The sequence below is a fragment of the Edaphobacter acidisoli genome, assembly GCF_014642855.1.
Classification (GTDB): Bacteria; Acidobacteriota; Terriglobia; order Terriglobales; family Acidobacteriaceae; genus Edaphobacter; species Edaphobacter acidisoli.
The window spans coordinates 623,852-644,667 of record NZ_BMJB01000001.1; the positions used below are offsets into that span (position 1 = coordinate 623,852).

Below are 20,816 nucleotides of genomic sequence, written 5' to 3' on the forward strand. Positions count from 1 at the left end.
GCGGCGAAGTTATCCTTAGCGTCAACGAAGATCTGACTAAGACGATGGGAAGGCATCAGATCATGTTGGGCGGACGGGTCGGTTATGAGCAGGTAGCTGTTCTTCCGGATCGCAGCGCGGATACCGAATCGTTCAACAACTATGCCACCGGTCTGTACGATCCGACTACGACGACGAACTATGGTGTCAAAACGGACACAGGCCTGGCGGACGCTGATCTCTTTTTGGGAGCTGCGAGCGGGTACAGCGTACACCTGCAACCGGGTACGGAGCGCTGGCGTGCGGAGCAGTACGCACTGTACTTGCAGGACGATATCCACCTCAATAACAAGTTGACGATCAACGCTGGCCTGCGTTGGGAGGCCTTACCCGCTCCGATTGAAATGAACAACCTGGTCAATGGTTTCGACCTCGCGAACAAGGCTGTGGTGACGGGCAAACCCGTCTCGCAACTTCTTTCCGAGGGGAGAACGACGCAGGGCATCATCACCAACCTCCAGAATCTTGGTGTGACGTTCGAATCGACTTCGCAGGCGAACTATCCGTCCCACATAATGAACGGCGACTACCACATCTTCGAGCCGCGTGTCGGCGCCGCGTACTCCGTCTTCGGCAGCGGCCGAGGCACAGTTCTGCGTGGAGGCGTCGGGCGTTACACCTTTCCCATACCGATCCGCTCCATTTACGCGAGCACTGCGGGAGATGCCCCCTATGCTCTCGGCTATACGCAGAGCTACACGGCCGGATCGCAGTCTCCTGACGGCCTAAATAACTATCAGTTGCGGTCGCCCGTCACGGTTGTTGCAGGCTCGAACAGCTCGAATGTGGTCAACACTGCGGGGACGACCGCGATCATTCCCGGGGCCTTCAGCGAGGCGTTTGTAAATCCCAACATGCCGCCCAACATGATGTGGGAGACCAATGCGACGATTGAGCAACCTCTGAAGCCCGATTCGGTCCTGCGGCTTAGTTACGTCTACGACTACTCGGATAATCTCGACCAGGAATACGAGCTCAACAACGCGATGTCCTCTTACGCTTGGGAGGCAAAGACCGGGACGACCGCCCCAGGAGGAACGTACTCCGGTGTGGCGCTGCGTCCATTCGACAGCCATGCGTATGGCACAGTGAATGAGATCAATCCCTCGGGCTGGTCTACCTATAATGCCTTTACGGCCAACTACCAGCGGCTGTACAAGCGCGGCCTCTCGTATCAGCTCTCCTATGTGAAGCGGAAGGGATTCCGTGTTGGTGGCAATTGGACCAGAGACACCAACCTCTATCCTGCCGGGGACTATGCACCGGGTTTTGTTCCAGGTGACGGAAGTCTGCACGCGCTGAACCGAGCGCAGAACTACGCAATCAACAGCGAGTTCGGGCCTCAGTCGATCACGTTCAACGGTATCGTCGACATCCCGATAGGCCGCGGCAAAAAGTTCCTGACGCATTCAAGCCGTCTCTTGGATGAACTCATCGGTGGCTATCAGGTCGCGTGGAACGGCAGCGTCTGGCAGAACTGGATGAGCGTCTCCTCCAGCAACTGGGGTGGTGACAATCCATACGGTGGAGGCTCGATGGGCAAGATTCAGGTCTACAAACACAAGTACCCAGTGACGGATTGCAGCAGCGGTAACTGCCTGAAAGGCTACCTCTGGTACAACGGATTCATCTCACCTGTACTGCTCAACAATCCTTGCACCGGAGCTCATACTATTTCGGGCGTGCCCGCAAGTTATCAGGCCTATCAAACCCCCATCAATATGGACCCTGGTGCTTACACATGCACGAACGGAACCTTCAAGGCGGGCAATGCGCAGTATCTTAACAACAATGTTCCGGTGACATTAGCCAACGGCCAAGTATCCGAGGTCGGCTATTCTCCGGGGCCATCCACGAATCCATTCAGCCGCACCTTCCTGCCAACCCCCTGGTTCTGGAGCGCAGACGCCTCGCTCTTCAAAGTCTTTCCTATCCACGACCAAATTAACTTCCGCATCAACGTGGACGCGTTCAACGTCTTCAACGTTCAGGGCAACAATGCGCCTAACAGCAACGGTATTCAATATCTCAACGTATCCCACAACACCCCGCGGCAGATCCAGCTCTCTGCGAGGCTGACGTTTTGAGAACTTCCAATTGACCAGGGCAGCCGTACGCGGTCGTACCAGCGATGTGAAAACCGAGTACAGCAAAGATGATTTACCGCTGGACTCTGATTTTGCAAACGTGATGCACGATTGGAAGAAGCGGTGCTCGAAGAGTGAAGGGGATTGGGCCTTTCCAAACCCCAACACCCTGAAGGTGTATCACGCGGAACCAATTCAACAGGACTATCTTCGTCTGGCTGGAAGGAATGCACAGCTTGGACGCGATATCGGTTGGCACACGTTCCGTCATACCTACCGTTCATTTCTGGGTGATGGTGGGACACCAGTAGGAGTGCAACAGAAGCTAATGCGTCACGCCCAAGTCAGCACTACGATGGACATATACGGCAATGCACAGATGCGCTCCAAGCGTGACGCTAACTCGTAGGTAGCTCAGATGGTACTGCCTGCAGAGGAGGGGATGTCGGTAGCTGTTTAGGCGACCCAAAGAGCGAACCCCACAGTAACGTGGTGTTATGTGGATAAGAATCTTGTAAGTGGTTGCGGGGGTAGGATTTGAACCTACGACCTTTGGGTTATGAGCCCAACGAGCTACCGGGCTGCTCCACCCCGCAAAACCAATATAACGCTGCTGATATAGTTCGGTCAATTTATCACTTGCACAAGATGGTTTCTTGGTCGGACATTGTTTGGTGACATAACCGTAACTTTTTATGGGAAATTACGTCTGCAAGTAACAGGTGAGTTGTGAATCCGTCTGGTGGCGTTGATCACTCCTCATGGAGGAATTTATATGAAGGGAAATCTCGTACTGGTGACTTTACTGTCGGGGGCGATTGCGGCTCCTGGAGTAGGGTTTTGCCAGACGGCGCAGCAGACTGTCTCCGACGCGCAGATTGAAGCGAACGTTTTGAAGTCTTTGGCTGCTTCGCCTGAGCTTGCTAATCAACCGATTAAAACGACTACTGTTTACGGAACCGTGACGATGACCGGTTCGGTGAAGGATGAAGCTTCGCGTGATCTGGCAGAGAACGTCATATCGCACACGGCTGATGTGAAGAAAGTTGTCGACGAAATGACAGTGGATGCGGTCGCTGCAGCGTCGGCAGAGCCCGCTCCTGCGGCCGATGCGGATGCGGCGCAAGGAACTAACCCTAATCTTCAGTCGGATGGGACGATTGCAAGTTCATCCACGCCTGAACCCGCTGCTCCTGAGCAGCCCGATGCTCCGGCACAGGCTGACGCAGTTCCGTCGGCACCTCCGGCGCCAGTGGTCCAGGAACCGCCACCTCCTGCGCGCCCCGAGTACGCTCAGAGGCCCTATGTGGAGCAGCACGGTGGCGATGCGGTCACCGTTCCCAACGGAACACGGCTTCGCGTACGAGTTAATGAAGAGATGGACAGCCAACATACTGCTGTCGGCACAGTTTTCGATGGGGTGGTCTTGAACGATGTGGTTGCCGGGGGCGCGATTGCGATTCCACGAGGAGCTGCGGTGCAGGGTAAGGTCGTAGACGTCCACAAAGCGGGTGATTTCAAAGGACAAGGTGCGCTGGTATTGCAGTTGACTCAGTTGACTCTTGGAGGGCGAACGTATTCTCTCGTCTCAAATCAGTGGATGCAGCATGGTTTGGACAAGACGGGGCAGACGGTGAACAGTGCGGTTGGCCTGGGCGCAGTGGGAGCACTGATTGGCGCGGTTGCTGGTGGCGGTGCGGGGGCAGCTGTTGGCGCGGGTATTGGTGGAGTAGCCGGCTTGGGCGCGGCTTCTGCATCGAAGCGCGGCGAGGCGATGATTCCTTCGGAGGGAATACTGGCGTTCAGTCTGACGCAGCCAGCGGATCTGACGACAGTATCGCAGGCAGAACTTAACCGGCTCGGCGCAGGGGTTCCGGCTGGAGCACCGCAGACTTTGCAGCGGCGTCCTCCTCCCCCTCCTTACTATGGGCCGTATCCGTACCGGTACTAGCCTAGTATTTATGGAAACTTAGAAGGCCCGCCAGGTGATATCTTGGCGGGCCTTTTCAGCGCTTGAAGGGATCTTCTGCCATGAGTTGCGTCTCGGGTGACGCTATGCTGAAAACGAGCCATCTCCGCATTGACTGATTTATACTTATAACTTGCCCTGCAAAATGCGTGACGCTAGTCCGTTCTGGATTCCTGGCGTTCAGGCGCGAGCAAAATCCCGGGCATTCGCTTGCCTCCTCCAGAGGAAGCAGCGACCACGAAGTGAAGGTTTCGACACAGGATGATTCGTACTCTGCAGCAAGACAGCCGCTTCATGAAGATTGTCTTCATCGTCATCATCAGCCTGGCGACGGTGACCATGGTGATCACGCTCGTTCCCGGTATCTTCGACAATGCCGAGGCCAATGACGCGAGCGTCTATGCGACCGTGCATCAGCCGGGATTCCTTGGCCGCTTCGGCAGTGGCACGCCGGTGAAAATGACTGAGGTGAACCAGATGGCGTCACGTCTGCTTCAGCAGCAGCATTTGCCGGATTTTTTGCTGCCCTATATGACGCAGCGCGCCGGGATGATGCTGGTGCAGCGCTCCATCCTGAAGAATGAGGCTGACCGGTTGCACTTGCAGGTGAGCGATGATGATCTGCGCCACGAATTGGAGACCGGACCGTTTGCGCAGTACCTGTTCCCAAACGGAAAGTTCATCGGCGACGAAGGCTACATGAACTTTGTGCAAAGCGCGTTTGAGCTGAGCCGCAGCGACTTCGAAGCACAGGTGAAGAGTGACATGGAGATCAGCCGTCTGCAGGCACTGATCACTGGCGGGACCACCGTTTCGGACGAGGCCGTGCGTGAGGCTTACATGGCCAATGGCACTAAGGTCAAATTTGATTATGCGGTAATCTCCTCGGAGGACTTGGGCAAGACGATCAATCCTTCTGATGCACAACTACAGCAATTCTTTGAGCAGAGCAAAGCACGTTACGCGACTGCGATTCCTGAGACGCGCAAGATCGAGTACGTGGCATTCGATGCCTCTAGCCTGCCCGGTGGAAAACCTCAGGTGACGGACGCGGAGATTCAGGCTTATTACAACCAGCATATCGATCAGTACCAGGTGAAGGACCAGGTCAAGACGCGGCACATTCTGATTGCGGTCCCGGCTGGTGCGGACGCGAAGACCGATGCAGCAGCGAAGGCCAAGGCGGCAGATGTGCTGAAGCAGGTGAAGGCTGGTGGCAACTTCGCCGAGTTGGCGAAGAAGTACTCCGATGACCCGGGTAGCAAGGAGCAGGGCGGAGAATTGCCGATGATGCCAACTGCTGGCCTCGACCCCGCGTATGCGAAGGCCGCGATGGCGTTGAATCCAGGGCAGACATCAGATTTGGTGCGGTCGCAGTTTGGTTATCACATCATTCAGACTGAACAGAAACAGGCGGCCCACACTAAGCCCTTGGAAGATGTGAAGGCAGAGATTGTGCCGGTTCTGGAACAGCAGAAAGCGGGCGCGGCGGAGCAGGGATTTGCCACGGCGCTGGCGGCGGCGGCGAAGTCAGAGGGTATGGACAAAGCAGCTGCTGCCAAGGGGCTGCATGTCGTGACAACAGATTATGTTGCGAGAGATGGTGTGATTCCTGGGCTTGCCGACGGAACAGCATTGCTGACGCAAGCATTTACAGCGGCCGAGGGGGCAGCACCGGCGGCCGTTGCAACTGGTGATGGTTTCGCCGTGTTTCAGGTTGTGGATGTGAAGGCGGCTCACGCGCCGGACTTTGCCGATTACAAGCAGCATATCCTCGATGATTATCGCCAGCAGCAGGTTCCAGCGCTGTTAAGTACCCAGTTGAATAAGCTGGCTGATCGCGCTAAGGCATTGGGTGATCTCCACAAGGCGGCGGCCGAGATGAATATTGCGGTGAAGACCAGTGATCTGGTGGATCGCACTGCTCAGGTACCAGATCTGGGTGCGATGAACGGTCCGGGTGAGGTGGCGTTTACGTTGGCAAAAGGTGCAATCTCGGGGCCGATCAACGCGGGCCGTGTAGGTGTTGTGCTGACTGTATTGGATAAGCAGGAACCGACTCCGGATGACGTAGCGAAGAACTTCGAAAAGACTAAGCAAGATCTGCTGCAGGCGCAGGATGATGAAGTCTTCCGTGTATATCTCGGTGGCTTGATGGAGAAGTACCAGAAGAGCGGTGCGATCCGTTATGCGAAGGGATCGCAGACACAGCCGAGCTTGCCGTCGTCGGGAAGTTAGAATCTGGCTTTCATCGATTGATAAAGAGCACCCCGGGATTTCCCGGGGTGTTCTTTGTTTGAGTGCATTTGGTCGTCGAGAGAGAAGCACTAAAACCAGCGTGTCATCAGGACCTTCTGCTCGGTGTAGAAGTAAACAGCGTCCTTGCCGTGTGCATGGAGATCGCCGAAGAAGGAATTCTTCCAGCCGGCGAAAGGGAAGAAGGCCATGGGTGCTGCGACAGCCATGTTGACGCCAACCATGCCCACCTCGATACGTGTCTGATACTCGCGCGCAGACTTACCGCTAGCGGTATAGATGGTGGTGGTATTGCCGAAGTCGGACGAGTTGACGAGATGGATAGCTTCATCGAGATCTTTGGCGCGGATGACAGAGAGTACTGGGCCGAATATCTCTTCACGCGCGATAGTCATCGCCGGTTTCACATGATCGAAGATTGTAGGGCCGAGAAACGAGCCAGAAGAGTTGACTCCGGGGATTGTGTCGCGTCCATCGCACAGTGGTGTTGCACCTTCTGCGATGCCTTTTTCGATGTAGCCAATAATCTTCTTACGGTGATCGTGGCTGATGACCGGACCAACGTTCATTCCGGCTTCAAGGCCGTCGCCGAAACGCAGGGCTTTTGTTTTCTCGACGAGAAGTTTGAGCAGCGGCTCAGCCACTTCACCTACGGGGACGAGCACGCTGCCTGCAAGGCAACGTTCACCTGCTGCTCCGAATGATGAACTGAGAATGGCGTCAATGGCTTTGGGAAGGTCAGCGTCAGGCATGACAACGAGGTGATTCTTTGCTCCTCCAAGTGCCTGCACGCGTTTGCCGTGGGCAGCCCCTTCTTTGTAGATGTGTCGGGCGATAGGAGTAGAGCCGACGAAAGAGATTGCCTTGATCAGAGGATGAGCGATCAACGCCTCGACTACATCTTTGCCTCCATGAATAAGCTGGAAGACACCTTCTGGGATGCCTGCTTCGATGAAGAGTTCTGCCATGCGTGTGGGCGAGAGCGGAACTTTCTCCGAGGGTTTTAACAAGAATGTGTTACCAGTGGCGATAGCGAAGGGGTACATCCACAGGGGCACCATGGCAGGGAAGTTGAAGGGCGTGATGCCGGCACAGGCTCCGATGGGCTGGCGAATAGTGTGACAGTCGATGCCCTTGGCAATATCGTTGAGCGAATCGCCCATCATCAACGACGGCATACCGCACGCCACTTCGACCATCTGGATGGCGCGCTTAACCTCGGCCATCGCGTCGGGAAGTACTTTCCCGTTCTCCATGGTAAGAAGCCGTGCAATCTCGTCCGTATGTTTTTCAAGGAGTGTTTTAAATTTGTAGAGAGGTTGGACGCGATCGACGACTGGGACTTCGCGCCATGACAGAAATGCCTTGTGCGCGGCGCGAGCCGCAAGGTCAACGTCAGCGGCGGTCGAGTAGTTGAGTGTGGCAATGGTCTCGCCGTTGGCAGGATTGATGACGGAGTGAGATTCGCCTTTGGGAGTGGACCATGCGCCTTCGATGAAAGACTTAATTTCGGTGGTTTCAGTAGCTGCGGCCGTGGGGGTCATATTTCTTCTCCTTCCATGCCTTTGATTGATTCTGCGCCTTTGAGGGCAGGTTGCGCGGGCTCAGCTTCGGGAATGACTTTATACATCAGCGCAATGTAGACCACGGCAGCAGTGGCGAAGCCGACGAACCATGCGTAGTCATAGAGCCAGCGCAACGATGGGACAATAAGGCCGATGAGTGCGATGAGAACTCCGCCGACTAATGCAGCAATTGCGCGTGGATTGATGCCGTGCATGTAGTCATATGGGCCGCCGTGATGGTAGAGCGAGTGTAGATCGAGACGTGTGCGGCGAATGAAGAAGTAGTCGGCCACCATGATGCCAGCGACAGGGCCGAGCAACCCCGAATAGCCGACGAGCCACCCGAAGATATAGTTGCCGAAAGTGGCCATCAGCTTCCAAGGCATCATCGCAAGGCCGAGGAAGCCTGTGATGAGGCCTCCAGTGCGGTAACTGATGAGATGCGGCGCTACGTTTGAGAAGTCGTTTGACGGCGAGACGACATTGGCTCCAATGTTGACGTTGAGCGTGGCGACAAGCAGCGCAATCATCGCGAGGAATGCGACGAATGGTTGATGGAAGCGACCGAGTAGATCAATCGGGTTCCAGATGGGCGCGCCAAAGATCACGGTAGAGGCCGACGTGACGGCGATTCCAATGAAGCAGTAGAGCGTCATGGCGACTGGCAGACCGAATGCCTGCCCGACGATTTGTGAGTCCTGCGATTTCGCGTAACGGGTGAAGTCGGGAATGTTCAGCGAGAGTGTGGCCCAGTAACCAACCATCGCGGTAAGCGATGGGAAGAAGAAGTGCAGGAAGCTGGCCGTTGAGTGGAAGTGGCTAGGTGCCGAGAGCATCGGTCCAAAGCCGCCAGCTTTGCGGAGCATCCAGATAAGAAGTGCGAACGACATAACGAGCATGAAGGGTGCGGAGTAACTCTGCAGAAAGCGGATAGACTCAACTCCGAGCCATACGACGACCATGTTGAGTAGCCAGAAGCCAAGGAAGCAGGCCCAGAGCACCGACGGCATGTGGCTTGTTGCGGGCCAGAGAATGTGGACCATGGCGGCAATGGCTTGGCCGCCGATCCATGACTGTATGCCGAACCATCCGCAGGCGACGAAGGCGCGGAGCAGCGCAGGGAGGTTGGCTCCGCGAAGGCCAAACGATGCGCGAACAAAGACAGGAAAGGGAATTCCATACTTTGCGCCTGCATGCGCGTTCAGCAACATTGGGATGAGTACGATGAGGTTGCCGAGCAGGATGGTTCCAAGTGCTTGCTTCCAGTTCATGCCGCCAGCGATGAGTGATGAGGCAAGCATGTAGGTGGAGACTTCCATCGACATTGCGAACCACAGCGCGATGTAGTTGTAGGTACTCCAAGTACGCTGCGCAGGGGTAGTAGGCGCGAGGTCCTGATTGATAAGTGTTGAGTCGCGCTGTGTGTAGTGCAGGGGCAATGTCTCGATCTCCTTAGAGCTTACTGCCATGCTCCGCCACGCGCTGCGCGTCTTAGATATTGACCGCGCCCAATTTTGCCTAGGAAATTGCCGTGTTCGACGATGAGTTCGCCGCGCGAGAAGACCTGTCGCGCATTGCCCTTTACCTTGAAACCTTCGAACATGGAGTAGTCCACACGCATGTTATGTGTGGCCGCGCTGATGGTATGGTCGGCGTGCGGGTCCCAGATAACGATGTCGGCGTCGGAGCCTGGTGCGATGGTGCCTTTGCGTGGATACATGCCGAAGATGCGCGCAGGTGCGGTTGATGTTATCTCGACAAAGCGGTTCAGCGTGAGTTTTCCGGAGTTTACGCCGTAGTGATGAATGAGTTGAAGACGATTTTCGATTCCAGGGCCGCCATTGGGTATTTTGGTGAAGTCATTCACCCCGAGTGTCTTCTGGTCGGCGAAGCAAAATGGGCAGTGGTCTGTGGAAACTACCTGCAGGTTGTCACTCTTGAGGCCATCCCATAGCTTGGCTTGATTCTTCTTCTCGCGTAGTGGCGGAGTGAAAACGAACTTTGCGTCTTCGAAAGACTGGTTCTTCATGTTGTCTTCAATTGAGAGCAGAAGATATTGCGGGCAGGTCTCAGCGAATGCTGGAACGCCGCGGTCGCGCGCCTCGCGCACCTGATTGAGTGCATCTTCGCTGGAGAGATGCACGATATAGACCGGCGCTCCTGCTATTTCAGCCATCGCGATTGCACGCTGCACGGCTTCCGCTTCGGCGATGGTAGGCCGCGTGAGCGCGTGATAGATCGGTGCTGTCTTTCCTTCAGCAAGAGCTTGCTGCACGATGACGTCGATGACGCTGCCATTCTCGGCGTGCATGCAGATCAATGCGCCGTTTGATGCGGTTTGCTTCAGCGCTTTGAAGATGGTGGCATCATCGGCCATCAGGACGTTTGGGTAAGCCATGAAGAGCTTGAAGCTGGCGACGCCCTCGCGGACCATGTCATCCATGTCATCGAGGCCTGTCTTGCCCTGGTCACTGCCGAGGTCAGTGACAATCATGTGCAGGCCATAGTCGATACACGACTTGCCCTCGGCCTTCTTCCACCATGCGTCGAGCGCGTGTCGCATTCTGGTGCCGCGCGACTGAATGGCGAAGTCAACAATGGTGGTGGTTCCCCCAATGGCAGCCGCGCGGGTTCCGGTCTCGAAGTCGTCGGCGGAAGTGGTGCCTCCAAAAGGCATATCGAGGTGAGTGTGAGCGTCGATGCCACCGGGCAGCACCAGCATATGGGTTGCGTCGACGATGGTGTGTCCGTCAGATGGAATTCCTGAACGAACTTCCTTGATGATGCCGTCTTCAATCAGCACATCAGCAGCGATGGTCGCCTGGGCTGTGACTACGGTACCCTTCTGGATGAGTGTGCCCATATCAGTTTTGGTCAGTTCTTTCCGGTAAGAGTAGTTGTAGTGCGCTCGTCCCATGACTCGGGGTGAAGGCCAGTCTTTACTTCGACCATGGTGATGCAGTCTTCAACGGGACATACGAGCGAGCAGAGGTTGCAGCCGACACATTCGGTTTCGTCTACACGCGGGATACGTGCGAGCGGCGTGGGATAAGGCTCTTGGGCGGACTTCGGTGGATCGAGCTTTGGGATTGGTGTAACAGCGATGCTGCTTCGAGTCTCGTTCTGGATGTCAGCAGGCTTCTTATGCAGTTCAACGTGACCGTTTACCGGGCCGCTGACGCGATCGAGGTGGATGCACTGGTGCGCGCCATCCCAACATGCTGTGTAGCAAAGGTCGCAGCCGATGCACTTCTGTTCGTTGATGTGCGCCACAATCTTGTAGTTCAGGTCGAGATGCTTCCAACTGGTGACTTTGGGTATGCTCAAGCCGCGGAAGGCTTCGATGCCTGCAAAGTGCTTTTCTGTCATCCAGGTTTGGAGGCCGTCGATCATGTCCTCGACGATGCGATAGCCGTAGTGCATCGCAGCAGTGCATACCTGAACCGTCCCCGCACCGAGCAGAATGAATTCAACTGCGTCGCGCCATGTGCCGATACCGCCGATGCCAGAGATTGGCAGCGCGGCTTCGGGATCGCTCATGACCTGATGGACCATGTTGAGTGCGATCGGTTTGACTGCAGGGCCGCAATAGCCGCCATGCGAGGATTTGCCACCGACGTTTGGTGCGGGAATGAATGTATTGAGATCGATGCCGGTGATGGAGTTGATGGTGTTGATTGCGGAGAGTGCATCTGCGCCGCCGCCTTTCGCTGCGCGAGCAACGCTGCGGATGTCGGTGATGTTGGGTGTGAGCTTGATGATGACTGGAGTCTTCGCCTTCTCCTTTACCCAAGCGGTAATCATTTCGGCGTACTCGGGCACTTGGCCTACAGCCGAGCCCATGCCACGTTCGCTCATGCCATGAGGGCAACCGAAGTTAAGTTCGAGTCCGTCAGCGCCTGCGTCTTCAGCCTGCTGAACGATGGTGTGCCATGCCTCGCGGCGCGATTCGACCATGAGCGATACGACAACAGCGTTGCTCGGGTAGCGCTTCTTGACTTCGGTGATCTCGCGGAGGTTGTCTTCGAGCGGGCGGTCGCTGATGAGCTCGATGTTGTTGAAGCCCATCATGCGCTGGCCGTTCCAGTCGATGGAGGAGTAGCGGGAGGAGACGTTGGTGATCGGTTCGCCGATGGTCTTCCAGACTGCGCCACCCCAGCCTGCATCGAAGGCGCGCATGATTTGCTCGCCTGAGTTGGTTGGTGGTGCAGAGGCGAGCCAAAAGGGGTTCGGGGACTTGATTCCTGCGAAGTTGATGGAGAGATCGGGTTGCGTGGTCCTGGACATGTCAGGCATGTGCGGCCTCCAGTGCTTTGGCGATGGCAATGCCTGCGCGCTTGCCGTCGGCCACGGCATCGACGACTTCGCGGCCCCCGTTGATGCAATCGCCGCCCGCGAAATATTTAGGATTGCTCGTTTGCCCGGTTGCTCGATCAACTAATACACGACCCTTTTCGATGCGCACGTTGCTGAGCTTTGAGAGAAACTCCACCAGTGGCGACTGGCCGATTGCCGGGATAACGATATCGCAGTCGACGCGGAAGTTGGAGTTTGCCACTGGATGCAGAGTGCCGTCGTTGGCTATATCCATGCGAGTGCATTCAATGGAGGTAAGCTTTCCATTCGATGAGTTGACTGCGACGGGTTGTGTGAGCCAGTGGAACGCGACACCCTCATCCTTCGCGTGCTCGTATTCGAAATCGAATGCTGAGATGTGCGCTTGTGTGCGGCGGTAGAGGATCGTGACCCTCTTTGCGCCGAGCCGTGTAGAGGCATTCGCAGCATCGATGGCCGTGTTGCCTGCGCCGATGACGACGACATCTCCTTGAACGCCGGTTGTGCGGCCGGTCTTGTAGTTCGCGATAAATTCGAGAGCGTCGATGACAGCGGGGTGGTCACCGCCAGGGATGTCGAGCTTGTGCATTTCACCGAGGCCTACGCCGAGGAAGATGTAATCGAATTGCTGCCCGATATCTTCGAGTGCGATATCTCTTCCGATCTCGACCCCGAAGCGAAATTTGACTCCTAAGTCTTCGATGAGTTTGATCTCGCGCAAGCTGTCGGGAAGCGGAAGTTTGTACTCGGCTACACCGTAGGTATTGAGGCCGCCTGGCTGTGGTCTTTTGTCGAAGACTGTGACCTGATAGCCGCGTTGTCTCAGCTCGGCTGCAGCAGCGAGCGAGGCTGGACCTGCTCCGAGACAAGCGATTCTCTGCGGATGCTCTTCGAGCGATTTTCTTGGTAGTGTGCCATGACTGGAGTGAAAGGCATCCATGCTATAGCGCTGCAGTCTGCCGATGGCGATGGGTTGTTTGTTGTAGCGATGCATGACGCAGGCGCCTTCGCAGAGCACCTGTACGGGGCAGACGCGCGAACAACTTGCAGCTAGTACGTTTGCGTCGAGGATGCTGAGCGCCGAGCCGCGGAGGTTGCCGCTGGCAATCTTCTTGATAAAGCGCGGCACGTCGATGTGCGTCGGGCAGGCCGCGGTGCAGGGCGCGTCGAAGCAGTTGAGGCAGCGGTTGGCTTCGATAACGGCTGCCTGTGACGCGAACGGTGGATGCAGGTCCGGGAACCGTCGTGCTATCTCGGCGTTTTGTTGTGGCAGGTCGTGCATTTAGTCACGCTCGCTTAGGGTTTGACGAGTTCTCCGTACATATCAGGTCTGCGGTCGCGGTAGAACTGCCAGGTCTTGCGTACCTCTGCGATCTTGTCGAGATCGAGGTCGGCAGTGAGCACCTCGTCCTTGTCGCGTGAGGCTTGGGCAACGATCTGGCCGCGCGGGTCGCAGAAGTAGCTTTGGCCATAGAACTCGCCGATGTTCCACGGTGCTTCGGTGCCGACGCGGTTGATGGCTCCGACGAAGTATCCGTTCGCGGCGGCGTGCGCGGGTTGTTCGAGCTTCCAGAGGTATTCGCTCAGGCCGGCGACAGTGGCAGATGGGTTGAAGACGATCTCGGCACCGTTCAAGCCGAGGGCACGCGCGCCTTCGGGGAAGTGGCGGTCATAACAGATGTAGATGCCGATCTTGCAGAAGCCCAGGTCGAAGACCGGGAAACCGAGATTGCCGGGGCGGAAGTAGAACTTCTCCCAGAAACCGGGCGCGACGTGCGGGATGTGTGTCTTGCGATATTTGCCGAGGTAGTTGCCGTTACCGTCGATGACGGCTGCGGTGTTGTAGTAGACACCTTCGGCCTCGATCTCATAGATGGGCATGATGATGGCGATGCGCAGCTCCTTGGCGAGCGACTGCATGAGCTTTGTCGTCGGGCCATTAGGGATGGGCTCGGTTGAGTCGTACCAGCGGATGGTCTGCTCGGCGCAGAAGTAGGGGCCGTAGAAGATCTCCTGCAGGCAGACGATCTGCGAACCTGCTGCTGCGGCTTGCCGGATGTACTCGACGTGTTTGTCGATCATGGTTTGCTTGACCGCGGCCAGTGATTTGCCCTCGTGCGGAATGCTTGTGGCCTGAACCAGAGAACATCGGACGATGCGGGACATGCTTGCAGAACTCCTTCCGTAGGAGACGAGGAAAGCCAGTAGGTTACGCTTTGAGTCGTAGGTTTACAACTATCTGATTTTAAGCTGAAGAACGAATCTTGTGCGGAGGGAGGGAAGTGGTGGACGCGGTAGGGATCGAACCTACGACCAGTCGATTAAGAGTCGAATGCTCTACCAGCTGAGCTACGCGTCCGGTTTGGTTTGTGGGTCGCCTGGAGCGGTGACACGCCTTGCTGCTGGCCTGTTCGCAACTTGCTGACTTGTTAAGAATAGCACAGCTTCGAGAGGGGAGTGTGGCTCTCGAAGCTGATTTTTAGCCGACGAAATCCACATCTGCGCGGATGGGGATGATGCCTCGTTCGTGTCCCATCTCAAGCAGCTTGCGGATGGCTTCACGGCCGTCTTCGCCATAGTTTAGCGTGCGCTCGTTGACGTACATACCGACGAAACGGTTGGCCAGCGTGGGGTCGAGGTCGCGAGCAAACTGCATCGCGTAGTCGAGTGCCGCCTCGCGATTATCGAGTGCGTGCTGGATGCTGTCCCGCAGCGCATTGGTTGTGGTCAACATCGTCTCTTTGCCGAGAGACCGACGGATGGCGTTGCCGCCCAGCGGGAGCGGCAGGTTGGTTTCGTCGCGCCACCACTGGCCGAGGTCGAGCAGCTTCACCAGGCCGTTATTGGCATAGGTGAGCTGGCCTTCGTGGATGATGAGGCCGGCGTCAAACTCGCCCGCGACGACGGCAGGGATGATCTTGTCGAAAGGTACGACGGCGGTTTCGACTTCGGGCGCAAAGAGCTTCAGAGTGAGGTAGGCAGTGGTCAGCGTGCCGGGGACGGCGATGCGCGTCTTCTTCATCGCATCGAGCGTGAGCTTGCGAGGGGCGACAATCATGGGGCCGTAGCCCTCGCCGACACTGCCGCCGCAGGCCATCAGGGTGTACTTGTCCTGAAGGTACGGGTAGGCGTGGAAGGAGATGGCGGTGACGTCGTAGAAGGCTTCGTCGATGGCGCGGCGGTTGAGGGTCTCGATGTCGGTGAGGGTGTGGGTGAACTTGTAGCCCGCGACGCGGACCTTGTTCGTCGCCAGCCCATAGAACATGAAGGCGTCATCGGAGTCTGGGCTGTGGGCGATGGTGATCTCTCGAACTGCGGCGCTGGCGACGGTCATAACGGGATTCCTTGGCAGAGTATGGATTTCTGGTTGAGTGAGCTTAGGAGCGCTTTGTGCGCTGGAGCGTGCTGTAGATGCCGGAGGCGGCTGCGATCTTGAGGACTTCGCCGGGCAGGAACGGTACGATGGCGAGTGTCCAGACGGCGATGGTGGAGAGGTGGTCGAAGTAGGCCAGCCAGCCCGCGCCGAAGGCGAAGATGACGGCGGTGGCTCCGACGCTGGCGATGGTCGCGCGAGTGAAGCGGGAGTTGATTCCGGGCAGGGTGCGGACGAGCCAGCCTGCGGCGGCGGCAGCCAGCGGGTAGGCGAAGAGGTAACCGCCAGTGGGACCGACGAGCTGGGCGATGCCGCCTGCTCCCTGCGGGCTGAAGACCGGGAGTCCGGCGGCGCCTTCGAGGAGATAGAGCGCGAGGGCGGAGAAGCCGACGACGGGGCCGAGTGCGAGGCCGACGAGGATGACGGCGAAGGTCTGGAGCGTCAGAGGGACGGGGGTGAAGGGGAGTGGGAAGGAGATGTGGGCGCAGACGGCGACCAGTGCCGTGGCGGCGACGGCGAGCGTGGCCTTTCCGGGAAGGGTCTGGGTGAACGACTCGGTGCGCTGGGCGATGCCGGAGTGGGAGAGCGTGGAGTTCATGCTGGGAGGTTCCTTTCCCGTTCAGTGGGAGCGCTCGCGTCTGCGTGAATGTGCCGGGCAATGGCTGCGGCGGCGAAGACCAGGGCGCAGAAGGCGACGATGGAGATGATGAAGAGGATGTGCATGAGGCTTACTCAGGATATCAAGGTGCGGCGGTTTGTGCAGTGGAGGGATTTTCCGGATGTGGACGGTATGAAGTTGGTTCGCGCTCGGCGTTCGTTGGATTTCCACTTGACCGCGGTGCTCTTGGAATTTCCACTGAGAGTGGATGAGTCTGGTTTCGCGAGTTCGGCTTGAGCGGTGGTACGGGCAGGCGTTGGATGGCGGCTGGCGCAAGGTTGCGACCGGCGCAGCGGCGTTGCTTGCGCTGATGATGGGATACCACGTGATCTTCGGGCAGAACGGGCTGACGGCTTACCAGCAGAAGCGGGTGGAGTACCACCGGCTGCAAGGGGAGATGCGGCAGCTCCAGCAGGAGAACGACCAGATGAAGGCGCACGTGGGGCGGCTCCAGAGTGACCCGAACGCGATCGAGCACCAGGCGCGGGAGGAGCTCCACTACACGCGGCCGGGCGAGGTGATCTACACCATGCCGGCGGCTCCTGCTCCTGCGGCCAAGTAGGACCCCCTCCCCCATACTTTTGGGGCAAAGTCTTCGATTGATTTGGGTTAGGGTTGGACTTTGGTTGGGATGGAGTGTGTAAGTTGCTGGTTTGATTGGTCTCCAATTTTCTCTCCTCGCAAAGTCTTCATTTCAAATGAGTAAAGCCCCGGTTTTGGCCGGGGCTTTCTCTTGTTTGTTCTGTTTTTATTTTAACGGATGGAGTGAAACTAAACCGCCAACTTTGCGGAGAAAATATCCTGATTGGAATGAGTGGGTTGACTCGATTTTCTCAAGTTGTTCCTCTTGACAGGAATTTGTGACGCGGGGGATTGGGTCGTTTCGCCCTTTGGGCTTCACTCCGGCCCTTCGACTTCGCTCAGGGGAGAGTGGAAGGCGCTTCGCGCGTCTTGTTTAGGGCACGGCTGAAGCCGTGCCCTTCCACCGATAACCGGCTATTGGAGAGGGATTTTCGCTTTCGCGAAAAATGACCCTGAGTGTCTACTGATTTCTAATTATGTCTTTTTATATCTTCAATACTTGACAAAAATCAATAGGCTGTATCAATATCCTTCGTATAATTTCACGTCAGCGCAGAGCTTTGAATTAGAAGTAGCGGACTTTCCGTGAAACTACGAGGGGCGTTTCAGATTTTTGTTCAGAGAATAGATAACAAAAGAAAATAAAACAATCTGTAACGGATGATACTTCAAGGAGGATGGATATGAAAATCACGGAAGTTTTATCGAGGCATGGAATCGTGGCCCTCATTGCCGCACTGCTTCTCGTGCCAGGAAGCGCGTCCAGCCAATCGACGGCGAACCTCACTGGAACCGTTACTGACGCGTCAGGAGCGATTGTGCCTGCGGCCGCCGTTGTGTGCACCAACCAGGGAACAGGCCTCAAACATACTGCACTTACGAACAACGAAGGAATCTTCCGATTTCCCGACCTGCCAATCGGCGTCTATGACCTGACAATCTCTCACGCTGGATTTTCCGCGGCTAACCGACAAGGCATCGTGTTGGCGACCGGGCACAGCGTGGATATACCGGTGGCCCTGCAGATCGGTCAAATGACACAGTCGGTCGAAGTGACAGAGACGAGCCAGGAGATTCAGCCGACCTCGTCCGAGATTCAGACCTCGGTTGAAAAGCAGAGTATGCAAAACCTGCCGCTGAATGGCCGCAATGCCTTACAGCTGGTGCTGCTTGCTCCGGGCGCGGTTGCGACCGGAGGAGTGAACTGGCAATCTGCCAACCAGGGAGTGGCCGTGAATGGGAACAGGGGGACAGACAACGGCTATCTGCTGGATGGAGTCAATTACATTGACCCGCACTACGGGACAGCCCCAGTCCTGCCTAGTCCCGACGCGCTGCAGGAATTTACAGAGAAAACCTCCAACTTCGATGCGTCGGAGGTCGGTTCTGGCGCGAATGTTCAATTCACGACTCGATCCGGTACGAACCAGATTCACGGTTCGCTCTTTGAGTACGTGCGCAACAATGTCTTCGATTCGAAGAACTACTTTTCGACCTCGGCGACGCCTTTCAAGCGAAACCAGTTCGGAGGCTCGCTGGGCGGGCCGATCTTCAAGGACAAGACTTTCTATTTTCTGTCGTATCAGGCGACGCGCACAGTTGGTGGCGCGAACCCTTCGGTAGCCATCGTTCCGCCGGCGAGTTATCTGACCGGTGATTTTTCATCTCTGAGTACGCTGATTATCGACCCGAACACTGGAGCTCCATTCCCTGGCAACAAGATCCCATCCTCGCGCTTTGACCAGAACATGGTGACGGTACTCGGATTCTTCCCCGCGGCCAACCAGAGCAATGGCACCTACAACTCGCTGCCCAGAAGCAACCTGAATGACAACCAGATACTCGGCAGGATCGACCATCAACTGACATCGAAGGACCACCTGGTGGCGCGCTTCTTTTACGATTCCTACACCTTTCAAGAGCAGACGACCGCGCTGCAGAATCCATACGGCAATGACGCTTTCAAAAACCGTAATGCGATGATCAGCGATACCCACACCTTCAGCCCGAACCTCATTCTAACGGGAAGTTTCGGTTATACGGACGTTGGACGCCAGCGGTCCGCAGCCGGGCTGCCCTTTCTGCCGCAGGGTCTTCCCGGGGTGAATGTGCCAGTCGCGACGCTCGATGCGTTGGCGGCTCATCAGTTGTCGGTCAGCATTAGCGGGTATTCCAGCTTCGTAAGCGGCACACCGATTACGTTGACGCCCAAGACCTTTGAGTACAGAACGCACGTTGTGTGGGAGCACGGCGCCCACTTGATGCGTTTTGGCCTCGATGCGGTCCGCTACGATGAGTACGCCTGGGACCGCTCTTTTCAGGAGGGACAGTGGACCTTCAATGGCAGCCGCACCAGTTCGGCGGCATATAAGAATTCAGGCAACGCCATCGCAGACGTGCTTCTGGGCCTGCCATTTCAGTTCGCACAGCATGGAACCGAGGCGCAGAACATGTATCAGACCCAGATCCAGCCGTGGATTCAGGACGACTGGAAGGCCCTGCCGCATCTGACACTCAACCTTGGTGTAAGGTACGCTCCATGGCTCCCGTCCGTCGATCGGGTGGCGCCGCAGGTTGGTTTTGAGCCCGGAGTTCAGTCGACTGCAGCACCGAATGCTCCTCTGGGACTTGTGTTCTCCGGAGACAATGGCCTGCCCCATGCAATCTTCAGCCGGCACATGGCGAACGTCGCGCCGCGTGTTGGGTTTGCCTGGGACATCGCTGGCCAGGGAAAAACTGTAGTGCGTGGCGCCTATGGCATCTTCTTCCGCCCCATGCCCCTGAACATGCAGCGATTTTCAGGCAACACCGCGGCATTCCGCAGCCTGGCAACCAGCGTGTCCGCGCCAGAGAGCTTTGAGGATCCCTACGCCACGGTCCCGGGCGGATCGCCTTTTCCCTGGACACCTGTAACTCCCGCTGGCTTGAAGACCTATGTCTTCAATCTTCCAGTGACGACCTCGGCGCTTATTCCGCACGAAGGAACGAGCTATGTGCAGGAGTGGAACCTGACCTTTGAGCGGCAACTTCAGTACAACATGGGATTTTCATTGAGCTACATTGGGAATCGGATGATCAAAGGCATGGACTCCACCGAAGCAAATCCAGCCATCTACATTCCCGGAAAGTCCACGGAGGCAAACGTCAATTCGCGTAGACCCTATGCAGGTCTCGCTTCGGTTCAGTCCGTGCGGGACTTTCAGCTAAGCAATTACAACGGTTTTCAGGTAAGCCTGAACAGGCATACCGAGAAAGGCCTGACGCTCATTAGCAATTACACATGGTCGAAGTGCCTGGACAATGACTCGAATACCACGGGTAGCGTGAGCGTGATTAACAAATTCAATGTAAATGCCGACTACGCGCGGTGCGATTTCAACCCCGAACACATTGCGAATATTTCACTGGTGTACGACATCCCTGTCATCACCCGGTTCCATGGTTTTGCCGATAAGGCCCTCAACCACTGGCAACTGACGACAATCACATCCCTGCAATCAGGGCTCCCATTCAGCGTCTCCAGCGGAGTAGATAATTCACTGAGCGGACCTACAACCAACTCCGGAACGAATGATCTTGCGGACCGCGTTCCGGGTGTCTCGACGGCGCGCCCGGCGGGCGTAAGCAAACTGGCCGAGTATTTCAACACCGCTGCATTCACTGAGAATGCCCTAGGCACCTTCGGCGACTCCGGCAGGAACAGCATAACGGGCCCAGGCAGTTGGTCTTCGGACGTTGGCCTGCTCAAGAATTTCCCAATCACCGAGCGGTTCAACTTCACATTCCGGGCCGAAGCGTTCAATGCACCTAATCACACGAACTTCGGCGGTCCTGGAACAACGTTCACCAGCGGAAGTTTCGGCAAGATTCAGACGGCAGGTGCGCCTCGCGTAGTTCAATTGTCTGGACGACTGACGTTCTAATAAACCCATGCTCTGGGTGCCCGATCAAG

The 20,816-nt window shown here is 56.7% G+C and carries 14 protein-coding genes and 2 tRNA genes; 6 read left to right on the forward strand and 10 right to left on the reverse strand.

Annotated features, from left to right (window positions below):
* The first annotated feature begins 11 nt into the window (after nucleotides 1-11).
* The gene (locus IEX36_RS02470) at nucleotides 12-2,126 is read left to right on the forward strand and encodes an outer membrane beta-barrel protein (RefSeq protein ID WP_444542341.1); all 2,115 of its coding nucleotides are present in this window, start codon (nucleotides 12-14) and stop codon (nucleotides 2,124-2,126) included.
* A gap of 10 nt (nucleotides 2,127-2,136) precedes the next feature.
* On the forward strand, nucleotides 2,137-2,535 hold the full coding sequence (locus tag IEX36_RS02475; RefSeq protein ID WP_188757754.1) for a tyrosine-type recombinase/integrase: 399 nt from the start codon (nucleotides 2,137-2,139) through the stop codon (nucleotides 2,533-2,535).
* 110 nt (nucleotides 2,536-2,645) lie between these two features.
* On the opposite strand, the gene IEX36_RS02480 is transcribed toward IEX36_RS02475, so the two are convergent.
* Nucleotides 2,646-2,722, reverse strand: a tRNA-Met gene (locus tag IEX36_RS02480).
* 179 nt (nucleotides 2,723-2,901) lie between these two features.
* On the opposite strand from IEX36_RS02480, the gene IEX36_RS02485 reads away from it, so the two are divergent.
* Both IEX36_RS02485 and IEX36_RS02490 read left to right on the forward strand, forming a co-directional pair.
* Nucleotides 2,902-4,077 carry a BON domain-containing protein gene (locus IEX36_RS02485; protein ID WP_188757755.1) on the forward strand — a complete coding sequence of 392 codons (1,176 nt, stop codon included), beginning with the start codon at nucleotides 2,902-2,904 and terminating at the stop codon, nucleotides 4,075-4,077.
* Nucleotides 4,078-4,356: 279 nt separating this feature from the next.
* On the forward strand, nucleotides 4,357-6,333 hold the full coding sequence (locus IEX36_RS02490; protein WP_188757756.1) for a peptidylprolyl isomerase: 1,977 nt from the start codon (nucleotides 4,357-4,359) through the stop codon (nucleotides 6,331-6,333).
* Between the two features lie 89 nt (nucleotides 6,334-6,422).
* On the opposite strand, the gene IEX36_RS02495 is transcribed toward IEX36_RS02490, so the two are convergent.
* From IEX36_RS02495 to IEX36_RS02535, 9 genes are all read right to left on the reverse strand, one after another.
* Entirely contained in the window at nucleotides 6,423-7,895 is a 1,473-nt protein-coding gene (locus IEX36_RS02495) for a CoA-acylating methylmalonate-semialdehyde dehydrogenase (protein WP_188757757.1), read from the reverse strand.
* Nucleotides 7,892-9,385, reverse strand: coding sequence for an NCS1 family nucleobase:cation symporter-1 (locus tag IEX36_RS02500; protein WP_188757758.1), 1,494 nt, complete (start codon nucleotides 9,383-9,385; stop codon nucleotides 7,892-7,894). The genes IEX36_RS02495 and IEX36_RS02500 overlap by 4 nt, the downstream gene beginning before the upstream one ends.
* Nucleotides 9,376-10,833, reverse strand: a complete 1,458-nt coding sequence (hydA, locus tag IEX36_RS02505) for a dihydropyrimidinase (protein ID WP_229668657.1) — start codon at nucleotides 10,831-10,833, stop codon at nucleotides 9,376-9,378. The genes IEX36_RS02500 and hydA overlap by 10 nt, the downstream gene beginning before the upstream one ends.
* Nucleotides 10,791-12,212: an NAD-dependent dihydropyrimidine dehydrogenase subunit PreA gene (preA, locus tag IEX36_RS02510; RefSeq protein WP_229668658.1), complete on the reverse strand. Its 1,422-nt coding sequence runs from the start codon at nucleotides 12,210-12,212 to the stop codon at nucleotides 10,791-10,793. Before preA ends, hydA begins: the two co-directional genes overlap by 43 nt.
* A complete protein-coding gene (locus tag IEX36_RS02515) occupies nucleotides 12,205-13,533 on the reverse strand; it encodes an FAD-dependent oxidoreductase (protein WP_188757759.1) in 1,329 nt (442 codons plus the stop codon). The genes preA and IEX36_RS02515 overlap by 8 nt, the downstream gene beginning before the upstream one ends.
* Before the next feature lie 14 nt (nucleotides 13,534-13,547).
* Nucleotides 13,548-14,417: a nitrilase-related carbon-nitrogen hydrolase gene (locus IEX36_RS02520; protein ID WP_188757760.1), complete on the reverse strand. Its 870-nt coding sequence runs from the start codon at nucleotides 14,415-14,417 to the stop codon at nucleotides 13,548-13,550.
* 117 nt (nucleotides 14,418-14,534) lie between these two features.
* Nucleotides 14,535-14,610, reverse strand: a tRNA-Lys gene (locus IEX36_RS02525).
* Between the two features lie 120 nt (nucleotides 14,611-14,730).
* Complete coding sequence (locus IEX36_RS02530; protein WP_188757761.1) at nucleotides 14,731-15,585, reverse strand: menaquinone biosynthesis family protein; 855 nt, start codon at nucleotides 15,583-15,585, stop codon at nucleotides 14,731-14,733.
* Nucleotides 15,586-15,628: 43 nt separating this feature from the next.
* The gene (locus IEX36_RS02535; RefSeq protein ID WP_188757762.1) at nucleotides 15,629-16,222 is read right to left on the reverse strand and encodes a biotin transporter BioY; all 594 of its coding nucleotides are present in this window, start codon (nucleotides 16,220-16,222) and stop codon (nucleotides 15,629-15,631) included.
* A gap of 268 nt (nucleotides 16,223-16,490) precedes the next feature.
* Here IEX36_RS02535 and IEX36_RS02540 point away from each other — a divergent pair, with 268 nt between their 5' ends.
* Complete coding sequence (locus IEX36_RS02540) at nucleotides 16,491-16,844, forward strand: FtsB family cell division protein (protein WP_188757763.1); 354 nt, start codon at nucleotides 16,491-16,493, stop codon at nucleotides 16,842-16,844.
* 703 nt (nucleotides 16,845-17,547) lie between these two features.
* Nucleotides 17,548-20,787 (forward strand): TonB-dependent receptor, encoded by a 3,240-nt coding sequence (locus IEX36_RS02545; protein WP_188757764.1) that lies wholly within the window; start codon nucleotides 17,548-17,550, stop codon nucleotides 20,785-20,787.
* Nucleotides 20,788-20,816: the final 29 nt, after the last annotated feature.